The 23,841-nt window shown below is 42.8% G+C and carries 17 protein-coding genes; 5 read left to right on the top strand and 12 right to left on the bottom strand.

The features are described from left to right. Positions 1-43 precede the first annotated feature (43 nt). Genes QWZ07_RS23990 through QWZ07_RS23980 form a run of 3 tightly spaced genes read right to left on the bottom strand, consistent with a single transcriptional unit; the run spans position 44 to position 3,301 of the window. Complete coding sequence (locus QWZ07_RS23990) at positions 44-1,120, bottom strand: serine/threonine-protein kinase (protein ID WP_192854149.1); 1,077 nt, start codon at positions 1,118-1,120, stop codon at positions 44-46. Continuing rightward, complete coding sequence (locus QWZ07_RS23985; protein ID WP_192854150.1) at positions 1,117-2,196, bottom strand: serine/threonine-protein kinase; 1,080 nt, start codon at positions 2,194-2,196, stop codon at positions 1,117-1,119. Before QWZ07_RS23985 ends, QWZ07_RS23990 begins: the two co-directional genes overlap by 4 nt. Then, positions 2,189-3,301, bottom strand: a complete 1,113-nt coding sequence (locus tag QWZ07_RS23980; RefSeq protein ID WP_192854151.1) for a PP2C family protein-serine/threonine phosphatase — start codon at positions 3,299-3,301, stop codon at positions 2,189-2,191. Before QWZ07_RS23980 ends, QWZ07_RS23985 begins: the two co-directional genes overlap by 8 nt. Before the next feature lie 141 nt (positions 3,302-3,442). Here QWZ07_RS23980 and QWZ07_RS23975 point away from each other — a divergent pair, with 141 nt between their 5' ends. Beyond that, entirely contained in the window at positions 3,443-3,763 is a 321-nt protein-coding gene (locus tag QWZ07_RS23975) for a site-specific integrase (RefSeq protein ID WP_225998555.1), read from the top strand. Between the two features lie 241 nt (positions 3,764-4,004). Here QWZ07_RS23975 and QWZ07_RS23970 read toward each other — a convergent pair whose 3' ends face one another. The 8 genes from QWZ07_RS23970 to QWZ07_RS23935 form a co-directional block, all read right to left on the bottom strand. Beyond that, entirely contained in the window at positions 4,005-5,981 is a 1,977-nt protein-coding gene (locus QWZ07_RS23970) for an ATP-binding protein (RefSeq protein WP_225998556.1), read from the bottom strand. 504 nt (positions 5,982-6,485) lie between these two features. Further along, entirely contained in the window at positions 6,486-8,777 is a 2,292-nt protein-coding gene (locus QWZ07_RS23965) for an AAA family ATPase (RefSeq protein WP_192854153.1), read from the bottom strand. Positions 8,778-8,787: 10 nt separating this feature from the next. Next, on the bottom strand, positions 8,788-9,309 hold the full coding sequence (locus tag QWZ07_RS23960; protein ID WP_102553092.1) for a hypothetical protein: 522 nt from the start codon (positions 9,307-9,309) through the stop codon (positions 8,788-8,790). A gap of 9 nt (positions 9,310-9,318) precedes the next feature. After that, the gene (locus tag QWZ07_RS23955; protein WP_102553093.1) at positions 9,319-9,735 is read right to left on the bottom strand and encodes a hypothetical protein; all 417 of its coding nucleotides are present in this window, start codon (positions 9,733-9,735) and stop codon (positions 9,319-9,321) included. Beyond that, positions 9,728-11,959, bottom strand: a complete 2,232-nt coding sequence (locus QWZ07_RS23950; protein WP_192854154.1) for a hypothetical protein — start codon at positions 11,957-11,959, stop codon at positions 9,728-9,730. The genes QWZ07_RS23955 and QWZ07_RS23950 overlap by 8 nt, the downstream gene beginning before the upstream one ends. After that, positions 11,959-13,569, bottom strand: coding sequence for a tyrosine-type recombinase/integrase (locus QWZ07_RS23945; RefSeq protein WP_225998557.1), 1,611 nt, complete (start codon positions 13,567-13,569; stop codon positions 11,959-11,961). The genes QWZ07_RS23950 and QWZ07_RS23945 overlap by 1 nt, the downstream gene beginning before the upstream one ends. A 15-nt stretch (positions 13,570-13,584) precedes the next feature. Beyond that, positions 13,585-14,859 carry a site-specific integrase gene (locus QWZ07_RS23940; RefSeq protein WP_192854155.1) on the bottom strand — a complete coding sequence of 425 codons (1,275 nt, stop codon included), beginning with the start codon at positions 14,857-14,859 and terminating at the stop codon, positions 13,585-13,587. Between the two features lie 166 nt (positions 14,860-15,025). Further along, on the bottom strand, positions 15,026-15,583 hold the full coding sequence (locus QWZ07_RS23935) for a single-stranded DNA-binding protein (protein ID WP_102281886.1): 558 nt from the start codon (positions 15,581-15,583) through the stop codon (positions 15,026-15,028). 278 nt (positions 15,584-15,861) lie between these two features. On the opposite strand from QWZ07_RS23935, the gene QWZ07_RS23930 reads away from it, so the two are divergent. The 4 genes from QWZ07_RS23930 to QWZ07_RS23915 all read left to right on the top strand — a co-directional run bounded on the left by QWZ07_RS23930 (position 15,862) and on the right by QWZ07_RS23915 (position 22,452). Then, entirely contained in the window at positions 15,862-16,509 is a 648-nt protein-coding gene (locus QWZ07_RS23930; RefSeq protein ID WP_192854156.1) for a LuxR C-terminal-related transcriptional regulator, read from the top strand. Between the two features lie 157 nt (positions 16,510-16,666). Continuing rightward, positions 16,667-17,539: a UTP--glucose-1-phosphate uridylyltransferase GalU gene (gene galU / locus QWZ07_RS23925; protein ID WP_102306656.1), complete on the top strand. Its 873-nt coding sequence runs from the start codon at positions 16,667-16,669 to the stop codon at positions 17,537-17,539. A 221-nt stretch (positions 17,540-17,760) separates the two neighbouring features. Further along, positions 17,761-20,592 (top strand): excinuclease ABC subunit UvrA, encoded by a 2,832-nt coding sequence (gene uvrA, locus QWZ07_RS23920; RefSeq protein WP_102306657.1) that lies wholly within the window; start codon positions 17,761-17,763, stop codon positions 20,590-20,592. A gap of 96 nt (positions 20,593-20,688) precedes the next feature. Beyond that, positions 20,689-22,452, top strand: coding sequence for a PglL family O-oligosaccharyltransferase (locus QWZ07_RS23915; RefSeq protein WP_192854157.1), 1,764 nt, complete (start codon positions 20,689-20,691; stop codon positions 22,450-22,452). Between the two features lie 104 nt (positions 22,453-22,556). Here QWZ07_RS23915 and QWZ07_RS23910 read toward each other — a convergent pair whose 3' ends face one another. Then, positions 22,557-23,696 (bottom strand): pyridoxal-phosphate-dependent aminotransferase family protein, encoded by a 1,140-nt coding sequence (locus tag QWZ07_RS23910; RefSeq protein ID WP_192854158.1) that lies wholly within the window; start codon positions 23,694-23,696, stop codon positions 22,557-22,559. Positions 23,697-23,841 lie beyond the last annotated feature (145 nt).

Raw genomic sequence — 23,841 nt, 5'->3', positions numbered from 1 at the left:
CTTTTTAGGCTAATAATTTATCCAGCTAAACTGTACAAAATCTTTATTGTTGTTTTACCTTAATTACAGGGAGTGCTCTATCAGAACCTTCACCTTGATATTTAGATAGTAGTACTCTCTCCCCCATAGCAGGTCGATCTCCATACACACAGTTAACGTGATAAAAAACACGTGAAGCATCTTCTAACCTGATGTAACCAAAGGAGTTATAACGTATTTCACTAATGTTTCCGAAAAAACGCTCGCTAATTGGATAGCAAAGTTTGCTGCATTTTTCTACGATTTCATCTGCTGATGGTCGTTCCAAAGGATTTAGTTTTAAACATGATTCTACAATGCTTATAAGTTCACTAGACAAATAACGGAACTGTGGGTTGGAAGTTACAAAGGGAGGGAAGTCAGGGTAATCTACACTTAATATCTTACTGACAGCCCTTAGCCCTGAACCAAAAGGTTTATTGCCAGTTAATAACTCATATGTCATAGCTCCTAACGACCAAATATCAGCTTTCAAGCCGACTTCTTTTGGTGTCTCAATAGCTTCTGGTGCCATATAAGGCAGTGCCCCCACAGCTGTGGCAGAAGTGCTCAGAGTGCCAGTGCCACCTTCAGCAGCTTCTGTCATCTCTCCTTCTGCCATTTTAGCAATACCAAAATCAGTAATTTTGATGGCACCTACTTGAAAACCACCTTCAATCATAATATTTGTTGGCTTCAAATCACGATGAATTACACCAACATGGTGAGAGGCTGCTAAACCTTTAGCTAGATAGTGTAAAACTCTAGCTATTAAAAAAGGGTCTAAATATTCGACATGCTTCAGTAATGCCCCTTCTAAGTCATCACCGTCAATTAGTTCTTCAACCAAATAGAATCGATCGAATTCTTCTGCATAATCAAGAGTTTTCGCTACATTAGGGTGGTTTACTTTTGCAGAGACAATCGCACTTCGACGGAATCGTTTTTCAGCTGATGAGTTTTTAGGGGTCTTTAGTGCAACGGTTCGGCCAAGTAATTGATCATAAGCACAATAGACATATTGCATACCTCCTTCGCCAACAAACCCATCGATTCTATACCTAGATACGACAATATCACCTAACTCATGTGGGCCAATCATAATGTAACCTCGGGATTTGAAATATCGAAAGTGATGTAATTACGTTCATATGCATGTCTATGTGCACCGCCAATTGCAATTACACAAGCTCCTTTCATTTGACGGTTTTGTGTAATTAGTCCGTTATTAACATATACCTCACCAATAACGTTAGTCATGGTAAAGTTCAGACCATCATATTCAAGATGACAAGAGCCAATAGTCCCCAATGAGAGTTGAACGTTTCGCGATACTGAATTTAATGTATGTGAATTGCCATTATGTACAGTTAGAGCTTGGTGTTTATTAAATAATAGATGCTTACCTATTTCGTTAACAACCTCGATCATTTTAGGTCTATCGTCAGGGACTTGGCTAAGGCACTGTTCAAAAAGTTCAACTAAACGTGGATAGGAGGATAAAAAAGTACCGTCATATACATTTCCAGTAATAGGAGTAGGAGGAATGCTTAACAGTTCAGGGGGGAGATTTTCAGTAATTAGGTACAAGGCTGTCACACCGAAAGCATAAACATCAACAGCAGTAGTAAAGTTAACATTCCCACCTTGATATTGCTCTGGCGCAGAAAAATAGTAAGTTCCTTTAAAACCGACTGTTTGAGCATCTAGTCCTTGATTTCTAGCTAGACCAAAATCAAATATTTTCAGTATACCTTCTTCGTCCAGCTTCATATTGTTGGGCTTAATATCACGATGAATGATACCTGAAGCATGTATATCACTTATCCCAGAAGCAATCTGCCACAACAATTTTAGTAGATTTTCAGGTTGTTTAAGGTGAGCTGGTATGTCAACTAAATCACTACCATTTACATGCTCCATCACAATTCCAAATGAGTCATTAACGCGAGGAGTAACATCATAAACTTGCACAACATGTTTTGAACGCAGTTGCATCAATGCATTAATTTCATCGGTCAGCCGATCAATCTGGCTCATATCTCTGATAGATTTAATTGCGACATTTCTTTCTAAATTAGTATCATAGAAGAAAAATACATCACTCATGCCCCCACTACCGTGAGAGTCAAGAGGTGTATATCTAGCAGGAATACCGGATAAAGGTATATTAGTCATCAAAATCAATCCTTAACTGTGGGACATCTTTAGTTTCTTCAGTTTTATTTTTCTCAACCTCATGAACTTTTGTCGTTTTTTTATACTGTTTTTTTTGTCTTTTGTTCTTTTCTGAAGCACCCTTGATTTCATTATCAGTTCGGGCTGATGATAATTTCACGCCACTATCTAAACTAGGTTCATTTTCGATTGAACTACTTAACTCAACAGCTTCTAGTTTCCTGGATGAAGCTTTATCAATGCCAATAAAACAAACATCACCGTTGTAGTCCCATAGCTGCACTGTACCAGTCAAAGCTGACAAGGATTTGGAAAAAATGGAAGAAGGCTGCGATAGAACCAAAGCTGTGGCATTGTCATGTCCCCCACACCATTTAGCTACATCAATTAGTCTATTTGAAAGATCTGACGATTTGACATCTTGTAACAGCAGAGATCTAAATGTACTTTTGTTGATGTAATGGACACCATCACTTGTCATGACAAGTTTGGAGATCGATGTTAACTTTGGTAGCTCTAATTGATGAGCCTCTAACTCATTACCAATACCGACAAACTGAAGTAACTTACCGCTCATTGGAGAATTTTCCACTTCTCGATTGAGTTGGCCTTCGATAGTATCGTCTGTAGATAATTGAGTTACCTCAGTGTCACTAGCGATATAAATACGACTATCACCAACATTTAAAGCGCTAGATTTTCCATCACTATCAATAATAAATGCAGAAAGAGTCGCTCCTCCATTACCCCTATATTCGTTAAAAACCTCTTGGTTAGCATGCTCTACTGCATTCATCAAACGTTGGTCAACACCAAATGAGCGATTTCGAATACAGCTTGAAATAAAAGAAGATATAGCAAGAGAAGCGCACGCCTCACCGTCAACCATCCCACCCATTCCATCACATAAAACACCAACGACAAAAGATTTTACTGGTGTAACTTGCGCTCTAAGTAAAACAACTTTGTCCTGATTCTCTGTTCTTTTCAAACCAACATCAGAAGCGAGGGATATACCTAGCTCACTAACAGTTCGGCTAGAGTTACTAGGTAAACTCCGCGTTAACCAGTGCCTTAACTGCCGTGCAATACTGTCTTGATCCATATTAAAACCACAATTATTCGTTATAAAGGGAAAGTTCTACACAACTATAGAACTTACTTATCAAAATCATGTAGCTACTATACTACTCTATCTACAATCGAAAATAGTAAAGTCGATACTAAAATGCGAACTTGTTGTTGAATGTATCGAACCTTTTTTGGTGACTATTCAGGTATTTTTAATAGCCACTTATTAGAAATACTGCATAGTAAGTTAATGGCGGACATCTGGAGCGTTGGTATCAATCTCGCTTTACGGATTTCTGATTTAGTAGCGATTAAGTTCAGTGATATAGAAGAAGACCGCTTAACCATCCGCGAGTCAAAGGTGGGCAAAGTGGCACAAATAGCACTAAATCCAAGAAGTTTAGAAATCATCCCTCGGATCAAAAAAGCAGCTAACACATTGAGTCGTCGGGCTGTTAGCCAAGCTTTCTCATCGATTGGTGAAAACACGCAATGAGAAAGGCCAGAGGCTATCACCTCGACAAAAGTACCAAAAATATTGCACGACTTTGCCACAGCTCTGAGGGTGTAACGTTACATTGGTGTGACACAAAACGATATTGATAATGACTTTAGGGAGTTAGTATTCTTAATACAGAATCGATACTGTATAGGTAGGTGGTAAAACTTAAGCTTCAACAAAGTGATACAAACATAGTGTAAGCATTATGCTTACACTATGTCGGTGAATATTCTTCTTATTGCTCTGAAACAAGCTCATCTTCAAAGATGACATCCTTGGTAAAATCAGCATAGTGAGACTTTAGAAATTGTAGCCCCTCGGTTGTAGTTACATCAAGATCCAAATGAGAGCGGACGAACTCTAATCTATGTTTGCATTCCTTAATTAGTTGTCCCCAAGTTTTAACTTGAATAACCATGTTATCGGTCTGATGAATAATACCTTGTCCCGTTCTATCTGCTTTTAGTTTATGATCGGTATACTCAGTTGTATCGTTTGAAACAATCCAAAAATTCCACTTTACATCCAACTTGTTAAACCTCTCATCACTTGCGACAGCAAATGCGTAAGATTCAATCTGCTGTATCTCTTTAGGCCCAATAGGAACCTTAGGGGCTTTTAGCTCTATCACCAGATGCTCTAACTGATCTGCATGGTTTTTGGGAACCGATTGAGTAAGCATCAAATCAACAATTCCTCTTGATTTATCTACCCTCGTCACAGGTTCATCCGGAATCAAGTCTACCCTCATAGCTTTTAGGTGCTTCTTAAGAACTTCAGTAAGGGATTGATCATTTACAGACATTGTGAACGCATCACCAAAGACCCAAGTATTCTCTGCAAGGATCTTGTGTAGTTGACAGCGTTCCTTAAGGACCTTTCTCTTTTCAGGGTCAAATATGATGTGCTCTAAGCCAACGATAAACTTTAATCGGTCTGATATAGTTTTAGAGGCATTAATTATCGATGTAAGGCTAATATCTTCAAGCAGCTCAGCAAGCTCTTTTTGCTTCTTTAACGACAAGCTCAGAACTTCTTCAAAAATGACCTGTAGATCATTAGGGTTTGAAGACACTATCTGCTTAAGCAACCGAAATTGAAGGCGTTTTACTTTAACTGGAGCCTTTTCAAACTCGGGTAACTCTTGACTAATATTTACAGCTAGAACATCGAACATTTGTCTCTCGACTTCATCTATCGCATCACTATATCCCCCTTCATAAGGGTATATTTCTTCATCTTTCCATTTTTGGATAATGTTGGCTGATTTGGCCAACTTACGAAGGAATAAGTGATGTTTCAGCTTATCAATAGCATCTTGCAGAGGTGCAGATAAAGAAGGTTCTAAGCCGCCTAATTCAAGAACACCTTTAGAAGATAGCTTACTAATATGTTCAGATACTAAATACGCTGTAAACTCGAATTCGCTAGTACCTCGGATCTGTTTATCATGAGAATGTAAAGGGAAACCATTTGAATCGCAAAAATGAAGCTCGTTTTTAGTATCACATTTCCATTCAATAACTTTCATAGAGTAGTTAAAAGACTCCCCTTCAAATGTTACTGGATCAAGCTCAAGTGTTTCTTGATGTAGAATCTGCTCAGAAGGATCGATCTTAATGTCATTTACATATAGCTGAACATCAGGGTACTTAGATAAGTAAATAGCAAATGCACAGGATACATAATTAGAAAGCCCCTTTTCAGAGATAGTGAGACCTTTCTTACTTAACTCTGAGATGCGAACAGTTGTACCGCAATGCATACTTTTAGTGTGTTCGGAATCGGTAACTCTGAAATTACCAATATCATCGGCCATCCCGGTTATTGTAAAAGTTTTTAAAGCACTTTCTTGTTCATCAGAATATACCGTATCCCAATCAATCACTTTTCCTAGAGAAAAAGGTTTAAATCGTCCTTGCCCTTCCTGACCATGTAAGAAGCGTCCAGAGTCAGTCTTATGTTTGAATTTTTTCCATGAACCACCGAGCTTACTGAAGTGCTTATCCGCAATTTCATCAGTGATACCGAATCCATCATCCGTGATTTCAATATTTGTTAACCCACCATACAACGTGTCTTCGTTCAACTTAACCGTGACTTTGTTTGCATCAGCATCTAGTGCATTCCATATAAGCTCAGATATGGCAACATAAGATGAGGCATTTGATACTTTACTTAAGAAGTCACTCTCGACTTCAACTTTTAACATCCGAGTGGCCATGATGTAGATTTTCCGGCTGTATGAGATTATGAGCATAATCTAGCACTTATTAGACTTTAAAACCTAATAGATATCAAAATATTGCCTCTTACCTAGAACAAGGGTTTTAGTAACTTAAACAGGGTCACACCTAGGAAAGAGAAATCTTGGGGTCGCGTCTTGCTTTTTACCTGACCAAGTGTTCCATACCTGAATTAATCCGCTTTTGCTAATTTAGGAAAGTCACTGACTCACTTTTGTCCAGAACCGATACAGCCAGCACTTTCAAACATGAAAGTGCATGAGTTGTTGTTGCATGTAAAGTAAACTCAAATTCGACTATCAGCACAATCGAGAACATTACAAAATGTTGGTCAAAAAACTGGTGCCCACACACAATGTTACAAAGCTTAGTTTTCCGTGATTAGTTCAGATACACCTCTATACATTTTCAATTTACAAATAACATCATATCGATTTCCAGTATGAAATTTTAATATTCATCACGAACCCTTATAGTTCTTCTACAATTTCGTCCAAAAACTGCCCTAGTCCAACAAGCCTGTTAGCGGCACTCGGTGGTCTACTAATTGCTTTATTAACAGCGTTAATATCCCCCATAACTACAGCGTGATGGCTCGCACGAGTAATAGCTGTGTACACCAGAGTTCTATCAAGACTCTGACCATCAACGGCGACAAAAATAACATGCCTGAACTGTGAACCCTGTGCTTTATGCACCGTTATACCATAGGCGAGATGAAGCTTCTCAATCACCTCTATCGGTAACTCGGTTTCAAATCCAGTATCAGAATCATTATCCCACCAGGCACGACCGTATGAGGTCATCAACTTTGTTTTTTTGGATTTATTTGAGGGTTTAACCTCAAAGGTTCTCGGCTCATTGTATACCTCGATAATGCGCCCCATAGTTCCGTTGCGTAAGTCGTATTCCTGACGATAGAGATTGGCTGTACAAATGACAGGATCATTGAGACGAACTTCTGAGTCATATATCTTACCTTCAATGATATAAGGCAAGATTACCCCATTGGGGTTTAATCGCTTCTGCGCTGTGGTGTTCACGCAGTCTACCATCGCATTGGTAGAGCAGAGGATCTGAGATGATTCGGTGTCCTTCATATACTCGTTGATAGCTCTATTTGCAATTTGTTTCAAGTCCACTTTATGAAATTCAACATTATCTCCCAGCTCATTCGACACCCGACCATTTCGCACATCTCCAGCAACCAATGGGATCGAGCTATCAGCCGTCGTTCGCTTAACCACGCTCAAGCGAGATACAGGCAAATAGGGGCGTTCGACTAATTCATGTAAGACCAATCCCGCACCGACTGGAGGAAGTTGATATGGGTCACCGATCAAAATCAGGTGTACCTGAGGTGGGATTCTGTCAACCAAGCGATACATTGTGTGGATATCAACCATCGAGGCCTCATCAACCACAACGACCATTCGTTTTAAATCGGCATCATCGACCTGTCCCCAGTCAAAGTGATACAAGTGACCCGCTATGGTTGTTGCATCCTCTCCTGTCGCTTCACTCATGCGTTGCGCTGCACGGCCAGCCAGTGCGAGCTGTACGCGTTCAAAACTCGCTGCGTCATATAATGCATACAAAGCTTTTAGTACGGTGGTTTTCCCTACGCCAGCCCCCCCTGTGATAATGGAAAAAGGAGTAGAAACAGATGTCGAAACGGCCTCTTTTTGCTCTTTGGTGAGCCTGAAGCCTTGTTGAACTTCGAATTCACTAATAACAGAAAGGATAGTGTCGATTGATAGTGGCGGTTGGTAGTTGGTATTCAGTAGGTCTGCGATACGATTAGCTACCATCATTTCCATTACAGCAGGCTCAAAGGCATGGATATACTCACCACGTACTAGCCCCCTGGACTGATCAATCATCCCTGTATGCGCCGACACCCACTTCTCTAGATCATCACCGACATAGCGCTTCATGTTGTCCAGAAAGTAAGGTAATTCAACTTTGGTGTGTCCGTGATCATTGAATGCTCCCCATAAGACCTCTGTCACAGCAGCCTGCAAGCGGCGTTCGTCATTACGAGCGATCTCGAACTTAAACTGCGCCAACTCATCGACCTCCCGCCATTGCATGTTAAACGATGTCAGGCAATAAGGATCAGCCTCGATAGCTTCGATAGTTTTCTTGCCATGGAAAGAGAAAAACCTCCATGCCAGATCTGGTTCGATTTGTTTGTCTTCGAGCCACGCCAGCACATCGGTGCTGCCATACCGTTCCCAGCCCTCGATTAACACCTCAGCATCCCACTCTGTAATCAATGGAGCGCTAGCCAACCTGTCTATTTGTTGATTGTCTAACGCATCGTATAACGGTACGTATCCCGAGCCGTCGCTCAGAGTATCAATTAACGATTCGGCCTTTTTCTCCCCTATACCTGGATACCATTGGTAGTTTGTAAAGTGCCAAATCAAATGCTTACCACTGGGACGGCACATCACCACCAAACTGGGTTCAATAGTGTGAGCAGGTCTGACATAGCCATTCTGAGTCGTAAGGGAACTTGACCACCTCACCCCCCGCTCAATCAGCCATACCTGTCCTACCTCCACGAAGTGGCCCATCAGATGATATGAAGAATCTAGATAATAAAGCCCCTCGCGATCCAGTATTTCTCCTATGTCGTCCGTCAATGTACAGGTCGCCCGAAACAAGCCAGCCCCCTTACTGTCGACGCGAACTACGCGCAACAATCCAGTGAATTCTTTCAACTCTTCATGGTGTTTAGGTGCAGTGTTGCCCATAGGTTCCCCGTTAGCGTCGTTGTCTAGTCAGTTGCTCAAGTGCACGATTCAACTCTGATAGGTCTGTGTACTTCTTCAGCTCAGCTTCGAGTCGTCGGATACGCAGGTTGGCCTGTTGTAGTTTCCCCTCTGTTCGCCGTAGATCAGCTTTGAGTTTGGCATCCTGAAGTTTTTTAATTGGGTTTTCAGCATCAGGCACTGGTTCTGTTTTTTTGGGAGAGGCACTATCACGACTAACGTAGGGGATTGCCACCTCTAGCAGACCTTTTTCGACGACATTTTTATTCATTTGCTCAAGGAGCGTACGGAACCGTTCCTTTTTCCAAATATTGTCTGAGGCGCATAGTTCAGCGGCAATTTCCCGTTGATTGAGTTTTTTGCTCTTCTCATTTACCAGCCGCACCCAGTCTTCATCAGTTTGTAATGGAATCCATACCTGAAGCGCTTTATACACAGCATCACCACGCTTGGGGCTGGCTGGCAACTTCCTGATCTCTACCTTTAACACTTCCAGTTCAGCACTTGTTGCCATAATTTAATCTCACCCTTGGTCTTCTTCTGAGAGCTTACGCAACTCTTCTTTAATACTGGGGTTGATGGGCTTACTCAGCGCAGCAACACTTATTCCTCTAAGTTGTGCATTGATCTGCCACCTCAGGTATTTTTGTTGATACGCGTGATTCTCTTTGGCTAATCTCTCTAGCTCTTTTTTAAGGTGCTGATTTTCCTTTTCCAGATCCTTAAAATTGTCTACTTGAGTATCTGCTTCACGCAGTACTTTTTTTGCCTTGTCGAAAGCATCTTTAATGTTGGTGTTGCCACTTAATGCCTGGCGAGAATAGGTAAAAGCCTTCGCGACTATGGCCCAGGTTAGTTTCTTTCCATACCTACCCGTTTCCCATTCCGCTAGGTAAGTTTTTATGTCTTCTTCTGCTTCGGCAGTGATATATCTATTCATCCCGTTCCTCTTCACAGTTATCTATACCATCTGGGAAAACTTGAATAATCTCACCAACTGCAAAGCTTGGATCATCTTCAATAGCAAGTGCCGCTTTGCATCCTTCAACTAGCTCTTTGTGGTTCAAGTACCAATTGTTTGCTCCAGTAAAATCATCATCAGCATCTTCATTAGCTAATACCATTTGCTGTTCGGTTCGCTCAAGCCGTGCGGTGATTTTATCAATTTCAGTTGTATTGCCCTTTTCACGTTTGTAGTTGATGCAGTTACGTAAACACGAATAATGCATACCACAGGGTGATTGCGTGTAGTCGTGCCGACAACGGCCAATGTCCATAAAATGATATGAGCCTGATTCATCCAGATCATGCTGCAATTCTTCTTTGGACAATAATGGGAATCGCTGTACTACCTTTTTAGCCTGTTCAGCATCAATATTTAGTTTCTTCAGGACGCTCTCCTGGATGTGCCTATTCCTTTCTGCATATTTTTTTGGTTCAACTTGATGATTGTAACTGTCATTATCTTGAGTATTAGTGCGCAAAAAATTCTTAGCGATGTCTTCCTGCGAAAACATATCTGACTCTTGCATCATCGTATTAAGTAGATGGCGAAATTGGTGTGTTCGAACCGTCTCTGTCATCCCTTCTAGTTCAGTGAAGCTATACCGTTCAAAGACACTTTCGACCCGCCTTTGCTCACCACCGACTCCCGATTTCTGAATACGAGTTATGTAATCACGTCCCCGAAAGAAATCCTGAATCTGGGTTCCACTAAGCGGTTCTACAAATACATTTAGCCGCTCTTTCGGCGTGTATTGGTTGTGATAACGCAATGTCAGAAACCGCCAAATTGGAATTGCTAATCCCTCATGCCCAAGTCCATCTTTGATAAGGGCAACCCGCTCTCGGTAAGCGTCTGAGGCAGCCTCGTGAATATCACCTACCCGAAACAGGGTATTACGGTTTGACGACTCAGTTGCTTTCTCGACTCCTAACCGCTTAATCGCTGTTATCGTGTTTGACGTGGAATGCCCAGAAATTCCTAAGAGGGTTTGGATTTGCTTAGCAGTCAACAAGTCATCATCATCAAACTCAGCGAATTTATCCCATTTCCCTTCCTCAAGTAGCAGTTTGGTTGTGTATCGATGGGGGGCACTCAATGCTTTTAAACGCTCAACCACTTTATATACGGTGTCTACAGCAGCAGGAGGCACGATTTTTTCGTCCCACTCCGCTTTCTTCTTCGCCCAAGCACGTATTCGCAATGGTTTAATATACACCCCAGTTTGAGGATCGAGTTCCAACTCTGCTTGCTCATACTCTTCACGAGTTGGGATGCAGTTAATATCTAAACCTACAAATTCGTCCATGCGAAAGCCAGCCAACAATAGAATGATTGCCATACACAACAATGACTTGTCTTTTTCTTCAATGTGCTCGTAATTTACCCAGAGCGCAGCCAAATAAACGAGAACTTCTGTTTTAGGCAACTTCTCCGCACGTTCTTTTTTTGCCTTTTTGTCACCACGTGCAGCCTGCTCTGAACCACCGCGAGAGCCTTGTCGTGGGATCGGATTTTCCCATTCAAGTAGTACAGGTGTTAGGCGATGCTTATCCAATATGCTTGCAATCATGGCTAGCCTTTCACCCCAAGGAGATAAAGTTGTACGGGCCAATTTTTTTACCGTCATTGCATGACGAATGGCCGAATCGAAATGCTCAGGCCTTAGCTCGGTTAGCGAGGGGGTTACTTGATTTTCTAATCCCATGTATAGCAACCGAAATACTCCAATCACAACCATATGCGTTTCATGCTTAACTCGCTTTTCGTTGTGCTTATGGGTGATAAATGCCTTAACCTCAGAAGCAAATGGCTCCTTAAATGGCACTTCAGCTTCTTTAGAAGTCTTGACCTTTTTAGCTTTTTCGTTATCCGCAGTAAAAAGAATATTCGCCGCATGCGTAACAGAACGGGTCGTTATTGTCGATTCAAAGCCAGCAATATTCCAAGTGGATTTGTCCCAGTGAACTTTATAGTCAAACAACGGTTCATGGAGCTTTTTAGCTCTATCAATAAAGCTTTTCATGTTATTAAGGCAATTATCAGTAGGTATAAAGAGAGTAATTACATCCTGTTTTCGGCGTGTTTTGAGCTTAGTTTTTTCTGGAAACGTAGTTCTCACGCCGTTTAGGTTTGGAGCTACAACCTTATCCTCATCCATTAACTATTCTCCGTATCTAAACGCTCAATCAATGAACGACAAGCATTAATGTGCTCCATTTCATACTTACCAGGCGCAACCTCGTACTTAAACAGTTCTCCCACATCTTCAAGCATGCCTTCTAACACCTCATTATGTACCTGTTTATCATTGCATGCTTCGAACTTAATACAGGTATAGCAGGAGTAAGGTGGTACTTTCCTACAACGCCCATTTTTTCCACAGAAACCAATACCAACCAAACGCCGTAAATTATCTGGGCCAAAAACTTGTTTGTTTTTATTCGCAGAGGAAAACGCCTCCAACGTAATGTTGCCTTGGAAATAGTCAAACATCGTGCCAAATTGCTCTCGATATAGCTGGTCAATCTTAATTGCGAAGTTGGCCCCCAACTTGTAGTAAATCATCACATGCTGCAAATCCTCGTGATCGAGTAGTTCCATCAGCATCATTGCAGAAGTGCCGCACGCAGCGGCGTGTGTTGCAAAGGTTTTACGCAAACGTCGTGGCGTAATCGGTTCATCAAACGTGGGGAGGCCTGAAGCAAAGTGATATTTATTGAGAAGATCAATTGTCTTTTGAGTGGAAGTACTGATAGCGAGGGAACCGAAAGTAAGCTTAAACTGTTCGGTTTTAGCACCTTCTTTACGTCCCAAATGGGGGGCTAATGTCGGTTCAGAAAAAAACAGCGGCAACTCTGTTTCACTATACTGAATATTTCGTTCCTCCAACCAATACAGGTTGAACGCTATCAACTTCTCAAGCTGTTCCCCTAGAAATACAGGGATAGACCGAGACTTAAACCGACTGCGTGGAGCCTCAAGTCGTTTTTTAACAGAGGGGACATTCAACAAATAAACCTTTCGCTTAGTCGCACTATCAATGTTAACCGCGAAATCACAAACCATCAGCAGGCGAAGTTGTTTAGGGCGAATCCCTAGGGTAATAAACAACCAAGTAGCTGCCAGTCGCCAATAAGCTGCTGTTCCAACCTCAAATCGATCAGCGTAGCGTTGCAGCGACAGTCGTAAATCTGCCAATTTGTTAGAGGTCAGCGGACTTTTTCCAGGGATGTTAACGAGGATATCTAGGCCCTTAGTGCGCCCTTTCAGCTTTAATTGCTCAAGCGCGTCTCCCACATTCTTTTGAAATATGGGAACCTTCAATGCTACGCCACGCTGATACCATAACCGAACTAAGGACAGAGCATCCTCACCAGAGGACTTACGCTTATTGGCGAAGTAATAAAGGAGCTCATCCGCCAAGGCCTCCGCAAGTTCTGCGCCTGACTCATCAAAGTGCTCACAGCTATTCAGGAAGTCCTTTACTGCCCTGAAGATAGACCTGGCATGCCCTGGACTTTTTCCTTTGATGAACCATGAAATAGTGTATTTCACTTGATCGCGCAACGCCGCATTGTCAGTCTCCAGCAGATTGAAGTTAAGTAACATAGCTTCTGACTCGCCGATATCCCATTCCTCCGTTGACGTGTCGACGACACGTAAGCGACTCTTGATCTTTAAATCAGTAAACAACGGTAAATACGGATCCTGACCATCATTGTCATTGACCACATGCTCATCTACCGAGGTATCGTCTTGATCGTTCATTGTTGCCTCCGAGTGTTACATATCGATATCTTCGTCGTATTTGGGCTCAGGGTGCGCGTAATCCTGTTCATGATAATTCCCTTTCAGGATGTTTTCCTGAAGCATCTGCAAACAACGCTGTCCACGAATTTCAGTTGAGCGCAAGGTATAAGTTTGTCCTTCTTTGCTGCTATTGCTCCAACCATTTAACCAACGCTGTAATTTTAGGAATTCCTCGTCGCCTGCTGAGTCAGCGAACATCAGTGCCAAATTGTCATTAAATGAGTGTCTTAGGCGATGTGGATGAAGGTTTGCGAGCTGTTTGGGGAATTTTTCGCGCAAAAGCTGACACATGTGGTAGATAGACCCCTCAGTCATGGGGGCTGGCTCCTTGAGGGTGTTAAGAAACACATAGGGAGGCGCTTTACGGGCAATGCGTCCCCGCGCTTTACGCTCATTCATAATGTAGCTGTCTACCTCCGCCGCCAACTCCGCAGTCAAATAAATGTTACGTGGCAAGGTTTTTGCCTCTGGCGGAATAGAGCGAGGGTCTACCTCTTTTGTTAAGTTCTGACCAAAGCGGAGATATGGGTCGTCTCCTAACAGGTGGCAATTAATGGTGCCTAATGCCAATAGCTCCCCTAGTCTTACACCACAAAGCATTAGAAGCTTAAATATTAAGTGGTTACGAATACGAGTGCGAGATTCGAATGGGTTTTGTGAATGTTCAGGGTGAGTAACCGACAACAAAAACTGTTGTTCTTCTACTGTAAGCCCGATGCGAGCTTTTTTGGTTCCCGTTACTTTTCGGGCGTCCAGTGCATCATTGAGGTCTTTGATCGCAGGGCCAATAGCTGCGTAATAAGGGTCAGTGACCAAGCGTCCTTCAATCGCTAGGTTACCTAACCACTTGAAGTAATCCTTCGCCACGTCAATTTTTTGTGCCAGCACACTCGCAGTAACATATCCTGCAAACGATAGAACACAGTCGTCGTTTCCTTGCTCTTCATTTTGCTTTTTAAGCTGGCGTTGGTTCATAGACAGGTAAGCAACTAGGGAGTCAATTTCCGTGATTCCGAAAATCTGACCAGATTTAATGCGATCTTCAATGTCTATACCTAATTCTTCCGACCAGCGATAGAGCTGACAAACATTTTTGCCGAGATTCAAAACCGTCTTGGTTGCTCGATTATTCCGTTTGCCCAGTAAATAGCGCGACACCTGATCGTGTGGTATGCCCTGGTCATCAACTACAACAACTGCTCGCTCACCGTTATCATCGATGCGCCAAACACTCACTTGATAGCTCATCTCCGTCCACCTTGTCTTGTCATTTTTAACCCGAATGAAACTAAATTAGTATGAACTATCAAATACGACAACCTACTTTCAAAAAAAAGACAAAAAAAGCCCTGCAGATGCAGGGCTTTAAGTAATAATTCAACAAATCGTCTTTACACTTTTCAAAGATTCCAGCCTAAAATGGGATGTCATCATCAAAATCCATCGGTGGCTCATTATATTGAGGTTGAGCCTGTTGTGGAGCTTGTTGAGGTGCTTTTGGCTGCTGTTGAGCTGGAGCACTGTATTGTTGCTGCTGTTGTGGCTGCTGTGGCTGACCCCAACCACCTTGCTGTTGGTTGTTGTTACCCATACCGCCTTGAGCAGGAGCACCACCTTGAGCACGGCCACCAAGCATTTGCATTACACCGTTGAAGCCTTGAACAACCACTTCTGTAGTGTAACGGTCTTGACCGCTTTGATCTTGCCATTTACGAGTTTGAAGTTGACCTTCAATGTAAACTTGGGAACCTTTACGTAGGTACTCACCAGCAACTTCCGCCAGCTTGCCAAACAGAGCAACACGGTGCCATTCTGTTTTTTCACGCTGTTCGCCAGTTGCTTTGTCACGCCATGACTCTGACGTTGCAATGGTAATGTTCGCTACTGCGCCGCCATTTGGCATGTAACGAATTTCAGGGTCATTACCTAGGTTACCCACTAATATAACTTTGTTAACTCCACGGCTAGCCATGATTTGCTCCGTCTAAATTCATAGTCTCAGAAAATTTTAGCGCACAAGAATAGCATGCTTTTCTGCAGTGATAAATCGCATTCCTATTCTCGCCTCACTACAAAGAATAAAAACGTAACAAATCATGATATTCAGATCGATGTTGCTTTTTTCTCCACTTACAAACCTCTCATTTACTTTCCAAGTTGATATTCAACGCAAGTCACAAGAAACGCTCTAGAGAAGCGAAAGCATGCATGACAACGTGAAATCTAATCCCAATTCAACAAGGAGTTTCAATGAGAAAGTCTCGATATGCTCGCACTTTGCATTTTATCTGTATCGATCCGAGTAACACCTATTTGCATGTTAAAGAGATAGAAAAATTTTCATCTCTAACCCTTTTCAAGATGACACCAGATGATTTGATGTTATTTGACCGAAAGCAGAGCAACCGAATTTTGCTCGTTGATTACAAAGAGGTACCTCAATTAACGAACCTTCATCCAAATCTACCCGTGATGTGGAAAAATCATGAGATCATTCTATTCAACGTCCCCAAGGCACTCCCTACATCGGAGTTAATTACATTTGGCGTATTAAAAGGTCTGTTTTACAACACTGAAGAGAAAGCCAAAATAGCGAAGGGACTTGAAGAGGTGATCAATGGAGACAATTGGCTACCTAGAAAGGTGGCAAGCCAATTACTGTTCTACTATCGAAACATCGTGAGCACCAATACAACCCCCACCAATGTTGACTTAACCATTAGAGAGCTGCAAGTCATTCGTTGCCTTCAATCTGGCTCATCAAACACTCAAATAGCCGATGATTTGTTTATTAGCGAATTCACGGTCAAATCTCACCTTTATCAGATATTCCGTAAGCTAGCCGTTAAAAATAGAGTCCAAGCCATTGCATGGGCAAACCAGAATCTACTTGCATAATTGATCGGCCTCTTAAACTGACGATAATTTTGAGGGAAGCTCTAGTGAACCATACGGATTGTTGCTGAATTTTCGACATAACTTATGCTAGAGTTGCCCTCAGAAATATCAACCACTCAGGTTGAATCCATAATTATTATAGATAAAGGGTCTTATCATGATCAAAAAGTGCCTTTTCCCGGCAGCTGGCTACGGTACTCGCTTCTTACCTGCAACCAAGTCAATGCCAAAAGAAATGATGCCCGTTGTAAACAAACCTCTAATTGAATACGGCGTTGAAGAAGCAATTGAAGCCGGTATGGATGGAATGTGCATCGTGACTGGCCGTGGTAAGCACTCAATCATGGATCACTTTGATAAGAACTACGAGCTTGAACACCAGATCAGCGGCACTAATAAAGAAGACTTGCTGATCAATATTCGTGAGACGATTGAAGCAGCAAACTTCACCTACATTCGTCAACGCGAAATGAAAGGTCTAGGTCATGCTATCTTGACTGGTCGTGAACTTGTGGGTGATGAACCTTTTGCCGTTGTGCTTGCTGATGACCTTTGTGTGAACGAGCAGCAAGGCGTTCTGGCTCAAATGGTGGCACTATACAAACAGTTCCGTTGCTCAATCGTTGCAGTACAAGAAGTGCCTGAAAACGAAACACATAAATACGGTGTTATCTCGGGCGAGATGATCAAAGACGATCTTTTCCGTGTCGATGACATGGTAGAAAAACCAGAGCCAGGTACTGCACCAAGCAATCTAGCAATCATTGGCCGTTACATTCTGACTCCAGATATCTTTGAGCTTATCGAGCAGACTGAACCTGGCAAAGGTGGCGAAATCCAGATCACTGATGCATTACTAAAACAAGCAAAAGCAGGCTGTGTATTGGCTTACAAATTTAAAGGCCAACGTTTTGACTGCGGTAGTGTTGAAGGCTACATCGAAGCAACAAATTACTGCTTTGAAAACCTATACAAAAAAGACCAACAACAAATCGAACTAGGTAAGCACTCAACAACAAAAGAAGCTTAATCGCTAATTTTGGCTTACTCGCTGTTTAGCTGTTGAGTTGTTTAACTATTTAGTTATTTAACTGATAGCAATTAGCGGTTGGTTAGCAGCACATTAAACGATTCCAAGGGTGACTCAAAAGAGTCGCCCTTTTTTATTACTGTTTTTTTATCCAGTAAAACTTTGCACAAATCTCACTCTATGTAATACTTTAGCCACTTAAAATTACATGGTCTGTTGAGATGGATAAAATAGAAATTAGAGGCGCTCGTACGCATAACCTCAAAGACATTAACCTAACCATACCTCGTGATAAGCTGACGGTTATCACCGGGTTATCAGGTTCAGGAAAGTCGTCACTTGCGTTTGATACCCTCTACGCAGAAGGTCAACGTCGTTATGTTGAGTCTTTGTCGGCCTACGCTCGTCAATTTCTATCTCTCATGGAAAAGCCTGATGTCGACCACATCGAAGGTTTATCTCCAGCCATCTCCATCGAACAGAAATCAACTTCTCACAATCCTCGTTCAACTGTTGGCACCATCACTGAAGTCTATGATTACCTAAGACTACTTTATGCTCGTGTCGGTGAACCGCGCTGTCCTGATCACAATACCCCTCTTGCAGCACAAACCATCAGTCAAATGGTCGATAAAGTCTTAGAACTGCCTGCTGGTTCAAAGATGATGCTGTTGGCTCCGATAGTCAAAGAACGTAAAGGTGAGCACGTTAAAACGCTTGAGAACCTAGCGGCTCAAGGCTTTATCCGTGCCCGTATTGATGGCGAGACCTGTGATTTGTCCGATCCACCCACATTGGAACTGCACAAGAAGCACACCATTGAAGTTGTCGTTGATCGCTTTAAGGTTCGCCCAGATCTTCAACAGCGTTTAGCTGAATCGTTTGAGACAACATTAGAGCTCTCTGGTGGCATCGCCGTAGTCGGTTGGATGGATGATAAAGAACAAGAAGAGATCGTATTCTCTGCAAACTTCGCTTGTCCAAAGTGTGGCTATAGCATGCAAGAACTCGAGCCTCGCCTGTTCTCATTCAATAACCCGGCAGGTGCTTGTGGTACGTGTGATGGACTTGGGGTTCAACAGTATTTTGACCCAAGTAGAGTGATTTTAGATGAGAACCTAAGTATTGCTGAAGGTGCGATTAAAGGCTGGGATCAGAAAAATTATTATTATTTTCAAATGCTGACATCTCTGTCAGATCATTATGGTTTTGACCTTTATGCTCCGTTCAACTCATTACCAAAGAAAACTCAAGAGATCATCCTCAAGGGCTCAGGTAGAACTGAAGTTGAATTCAAATACATCAATGATCGCGGTGATATCCGAGTTAAGCGTCATCCATTTGAAGGTATTTTAAATACGCTAGAGCGCCGTTACCGCGATACTGAATCTAGCGCAGTGCGTGAAGATCTTGCCAAGTACATATCAACGAAATCATGTTCTAGCTGTGATGGTACGCGCTTAAGGTTAGAAGCTCGAAATGTCTTTATTGGCGATACCACACTGCCAGAAATCGTTCAGCTCAGCATTGCTGATGCGCTAGAGTTTTTCCAAAACTTGTCGCTCAGCGGCCAACGTGGGCAAATTGCCGATAAAGTGATGAAAGAGATCAATGATCGTCTGCGTTTCTTGGTGAACGTTGGTTTGAATTACCTGAACCTATCACGCAGTGCAGAAACACTGTCTGGTGGTGAAGCGCAAAGGATTCGTCTAGCAAGTCAAATTGGTGCTGGTTTAGTTGGTGTTATGTATGTGCTGGATGAGCCATCGATTGGCCTCCACCAGCGTGATAATGAACGTCTACTACAAACTCTGGTTCACCTAAGAGACTTAGGAAATACCGTGCTTGTTGTTGAGCATGACGAAGATGCGATTCGTTGTGCAGACCATGTTATCGATATCGGCCCAGGCGCGGGAGTTCACGGTGGTCACGTGGTCGCTGAAGGCACCATGCAAGACATCATCGAAAACCCGAACTCTTTAACTGGGCAATACCTGAGCGGCGCCAAAGAAATTGCGATACCAAAACAAAGAACGCCTATCGACAAGAAAAAGGTGGTCGAGATCGTTGGCGCGACTGGGAACAACCTAAAGAATGTCACTGCGACGATCCCTGTAGGCTTGTTCAGCTGTATTACGGGGGTATCGGGGTCAGGTAAATCTACACTAATCAATGACACCTTCTTTAAAGTTGCCCACACTCAATTAAACGGTGCAACAACCGCAGTTCCAGCGCAGCACAAAAAGATAAAAGGCTTAGAGCATTTCGACAAAGTGATCGATATTGATCAAAGCCCTATCGGTCGCACCCCTAGATCAAACCCTGCAACCTACACTGGTATTTTCACGCCAATTCGTGAGTTATTTGCAGGTACCCAAGAATCACGATCTCGTGGCTACAAGCCAGGTCGATTCAGTTTTAACGTTCGTGGTGGTCGCTGTGAAGCGTGTCAGGGAGACGGTGTCATCAAAGTAGAGATGCATTTCTTGCCAGATGTGTATGTTCCGTGTGATGTGTGTAAAGGTAAGCGTTATAACCGTGAGACTCTAGAGGTCCGCTACAAGGGTAAAACCATTGACGAAGTTCTAGAGATGACTGTGGAAGATGCTCGTGAATACTTCAACCCAGTGCCTGTTATTGCTCGTAAGCTGCAAACCCTAATGGACGTTGGCCTTTCCTACATTCGCCTTGGGCAAGCGGCAACAACCTTGTCTGGCGGTGAAGCACAACGTGTTAAGTTGGCAAGAGAGTTATCTAAACGAGACACGGGGAAAACCTTATACATTCTCGATGAGCCAACAACAGGCCTACATTTCCACGATATCCAGCAACTGTTAACGGTACTGCATAGATTACGTGATCACGGTAATACGGTTGTCGTGATTGAGCATAACCTAGACGTCGTCAAAACAGCGGACTGGATCCTAGATCTTGGCCCTGAAGGTGGACAAGGAGGCGGTGAAATTGTTGCAGAAGGTACACCTGAAGATGTGGCGTTAGTCGAAGGTTCGCACACAGCTCGCTTCCTTAAGCCTATGTTAAATTTAAAGTAGGTGTAAAATAGCTCCCTGCGAGCAGACAGAAAAATGTTAAAGTAACAGAGCTTGTTTCAGAAGGAACAAGCTCTGTTTTTATAAGGTTAGGGATTTATGGCAACAATACACACTAGCGGTACCCAGCTAGAAAATCAGAGAACTCGGCTCCCGCTTAACAAGGCATTTCTTGCCTCTTTAGCTGTTGTATTCTTATTAGCCATGCATTTTTTCATGCCTAACCCTGGCGGCTCAGGCCTTGCTTTATCCTTTAATCCGACCACTTGGTTAGCTCTTAGTTTTACGTTGGCGATTGGCTTATACCAGCTTGCCACTAACCGAGTACTCAAATATTCAAAGTTAACCGTTGGCTTGCTGATAAGCTGCGTAATACTGACGTTACCCATTCTTTACAGCAACGCCTCTCCTCAAGCCGCATCTGGCCGACTACTAGGATTGTGGGCGGGCTTCGCTTTGTTCGTGGTGCTTCAGCAATTTAAATTCAGTAACAAACACAAACAACGCATGTTGTGGTTCATTGTTCTTGCTGTTGTTATGCAAGCACTTTTTGGCTATGTGCAATATTTCTTATTGGAACCTGGCAACCTATTTGGTTACAACACTGCGGCCAATAGACCTTATGGGATATTCCAACAACCGAATGTCATGGCAAGCTTTCTTGCTACAGGTTTTGTGCTTTCAGCGTATCTTTTAGCAAGACAGCCAGCTAAATATAATCACAAAATTAGCGAGTCGTTCTTACTCTACCTAACACCAACCTTAACCGTACCTTTGCTGATCATCATCGCATCACGTACAGGATGGTTGGCTGCCGTAATCGGGTTTGTCTGCATTCTGCCTTATCTATACAAGTTCTCTACTAAGAAACGCTTCTACGGATGGTGCGCATCAGTGGTAGTCGGTATCGTCGTCGCTTTTTCGGTGATCAGCCTCAGCGCAACTGATAGTTTCGCCAGTAAAAAAGCAAACTTAGAAAGTCCACGAGCCTATACCTTCCCACAAGCGCTCGATATGATGATCGAAAAGCCATTTACCGGTTATGGCTACGGAAAATTCGAATCCGAATACACGCTATACACGGCTCGCCAACATCAACTTAACTCAAATTATCATCCCGGCCTTCCCTCAATGGATCACCCACATAATGAGTTCCTGTTTTGGGGAGTAGAAGGTGGAATTGTACCAATTATCGGTATCTTGATTGCTGCGGTATTGGTGATGTCACGCATAGCTAACTCAGCGAAAGGAACACGTCTAGCACTACTTGCGCTGTTCATACCGATACTCTTACATTCTCAGCTTGAGTATCCTTTTTACCACTCGGCGATTCACTGGATAACCTTTATCATTTTGATTTACTGGGTCGATCAACGGACTTCTCGCCACTATCAGCAGCCGTTTAGTATCGTCAGTAAAACCCTATTTAGAGTGTCGAGCTTAGTCGTTCCTATCTTGGTGAGTTTTTACATGCTGAGTGCCTTACATACCAATTATGTACTCACTAAATTTGAACTGTCTAAGCCGAAAAACCCGGACATTCTTAAGCAGGTAACGAACCCCGTAGTATGGAAAGATCGCTATGATTGGGACGTGTACAGTACCTATCTAAATATCGGTCTCTACAAAGCCGATCCTAGCCTGATCCAGCCTTATATAGATTGGTCGCTAGAGATCATAAAGAGTAAACCAAGACCTGCTTTCTACAGTAACCTGATTCTCGCGTATCAAGGATTGGGCGATCACAGTAAAGCAGAACAAATTCGTAGTGAAGCGAGCTTCTTGTTCCCAAATCGAGACTTTTCAAAGGTTCAGTATAAGAAGATATCAGAAGCAGAAAACAACATTTCTTCAGCTAAATGATGCCAAGGAATCTAGAATCATTTTGCTGTAATGACGTTTAGCCTAGACACAAAAAAGCGCACGATCTCTCGTGCGCTTTTCTTTTGAACTTCAGTTTATAGCTACTATTTTAGAACGTCTTGTAACGCTTTTAAGCACAAAGCGACATTCTCTTTTCGAGCGCCATAACCCATTAAACCAATACGCCAAGCCTTCCCAGCTAAAGAGCCAAGGCCTGCACCGATTTCAAGATTATATTCTTCTAACAGCTGCGTTCTTATTTTGGCTTCATCAATCCCTTCAGGGAAGTAAAGCGCATTCAATTGAGGTAGGCGACTCTCTTCATCAACCACAAATTTTAATCCTAAAGCTTCTACGCCAGCTTTGAGTTCTTGGTGCATCGCATAGTGACGTGACCAAGCATTGTCTAGGCCTTCATTTTTCAATAGAACCAACGACTCATGCAGAGCATAGAGGCTATTGACGGGTGCAGTATGGTGGTAACTACGCTTACCTTCTCCACTCCAGTAACTCAGTACTAAGCTTTGATCTAGGAACCAGCTTTGTACCGGAGTTTGGCGAGCCTTCATCTTCTCAACCGCACGTTGAGAGAAAGTCACTGGAGACAGTCCAGGAACGCAAGATAGACACTTTTGACTTCCTGAATAAACCGCATCGAGTTGCCATTCATCAACCAACAATGGTACACCACCTAATGATGTCACCGCATCCACAATCGACAACGCATCAAATTGAAGAGCGACTGCGGAAATCGCTTGAGCATCCGATAACGCGCCAGTAGACGTTTCTGCATGCACAAATGCGACAGCAACAGCATCAGGGTTTTCTGCCAATGCCTTTTCTACCTTTTCCACAGAGACTGGTTTGCCCCACTCGTCATCAACAAGGATCGCTTCACCACCACAACGCACAACATTCTCTCGCATACGTTCACCGAAAACACCGTTGCGACAAACAATCACCTTCTCGCCAGGCTCAATCAAGTTAACAAAACACGTTTCCATACCCGCACTGCCTGGAGCAGAAACGGCAATCGTAAACTCATTCTCTGTTTGGAATGCATACTTAAGAAGTTGTTTCAATTCATCCATCATCGCGATAAACAACGGATCGAGGTGACCAATGGTTGGGCGGCTCAAGGCCTGTAGAACTTGAGGCGAAATGTCTGAGGGCCCCGGTCCCATTAACGTTCGGTGCGGCGGATAAAAGCTATCAATAGCAGTAGTGAGTGTTAAATTAGACATGTACATCCCTTACGTTAATGTTGTGAACAATCCACCCTAAAGCAAATTGATTACCTCAGCAATTAGCCATAAGTATTGAGGTCACACCAGTGTCACATAATTGTTAAAATTATTTTTTAAATATCTCCAGTTACGGATTGACATT

This window comes from Vibrio lentus (assembly GCF_030409755.1).
Lineage (GTDB): Bacteria > Pseudomonadota > Gammaproteobacteria > Enterobacterales > Vibrionaceae > Vibrio > Vibrio lentus.
Note: the sequence above shows the minus strand (reverse complement) of the source record. Positions and strands in the feature narration are given on the sequence as shown.

What these genes read in the sequence shown, in the direction of transcription:
- QWZ07_RS23990 (WP_192854149.1), bottom strand. Translation starts at nt 1,120, where the DNA reads ATGATTGGCCCACATGAGTTAGGTGATATTGTCGTATCTAGGTATAGA.
- QWZ07_RS23910 (WP_192854158.1), bottom strand. Translation starts at nt 23,696, where the DNA reads ATGTCTAATTTAACACTCACTACTGCTATTGATAGCTTTTATCCGCCG.
- QWZ07_RS23965 (WP_192854153.1), bottom strand. Translation starts at nt 8,777, where the DNA reads ATGGGCAACACTGCACCTAAACACCATGAAGAGTTGAAAGAATTCACT.
- QWZ07_RS23945 (WP_225998557.1), bottom strand. Translation starts at nt 13,569, where the DNA reads ATGAACGATCAAGACGATACCTCGGTAGATGAGCATGTGGTCAATGAC.
- QWZ07_RS23940 (WP_192854155.1), bottom strand. Translation starts at nt 14,859, where the DNA reads ATGAGCTATCAAGTGAGTGTTTGGCGCATCGATGATAACGGTGAGCGA.
- galU (WP_102306656.1), top strand. Translation starts at nt 16,667, where the DNA reads ATGATCAAAAAGTGCCTTTTCCCGGCAGCTGGCTACGGTACTCGCTTC.
- QWZ07_RS23955 (WP_102553093.1), bottom strand. Translation starts at nt 9,735, where the DNA reads ATGAATAGATATATCACTGCCGAAGCAGAAGAAGACATAAAAACTTAC.
- uvrA (WP_102306657.1), top strand. Translation starts at nt 17,761, where the DNA reads ATGGATAAAATAGAAATTAGAGGCGCTCGTACGCATAACCTCAAAGAC.
- QWZ07_RS23950 (WP_192854154.1), bottom strand. Translation starts at nt 11,959, where the DNA reads ATGGATGAGGATAAGGTTGTAGCTCCAAACCTAAACGGCGTGAGAACT.
- QWZ07_RS23930 (WP_192854156.1), top strand. Translation starts at nt 15,862, where the DNA reads ATGAGAAAGTCTCGATATGCTCGCACTTTGCATTTTATCTGTATCGAT.
- QWZ07_RS23985 (WP_192854150.1), bottom strand. Translation starts at nt 2,196, where the DNA reads ATGACTAATATACCTTTATCCGGTATTCCTGCTAGATATACACCTCTT.
- QWZ07_RS23935 (WP_102281886.1), bottom strand. Translation starts at nt 15,583, where the DNA reads ATGGCTAGCCGTGGAGTTAACAAAGTTATATTAGTGGGTAACCTAGGT.
- QWZ07_RS23960 (WP_102553092.1), bottom strand. Translation starts at nt 9,309, where the DNA reads ATGGCAACAAGTGCTGAACTGGAAGTGTTAAAGGTAGAGATCAGGAAG.
- QWZ07_RS23970 (WP_225998556.1), bottom strand. Translation starts at nt 5,981, where the DNA reads ATGTTAAAAGTTGAAGTCGAGAGTGACTTCTTAAGTAAAGTATCAAAT.
- QWZ07_RS23915 (WP_192854157.1), top strand. Translation starts at nt 20,689, where the DNA reads ATGGCAACAATACACACTAGCGGTACCCAGCTAGAAAATCAGAGAACT.
- QWZ07_RS23980 (WP_192854151.1), bottom strand. Translation starts at nt 3,301, where the DNA reads ATGGATCAAGACAGTATTGCACGGCAGTTAAGGCACTGGTTAACGCGG.
- QWZ07_RS23975 (WP_225998555.1), top strand. Translation starts at nt 3,443, where the DNA reads ATGTATCGAACCTTTTTTGGTGACTATTCAGGTATTTTTAATAGCCAC.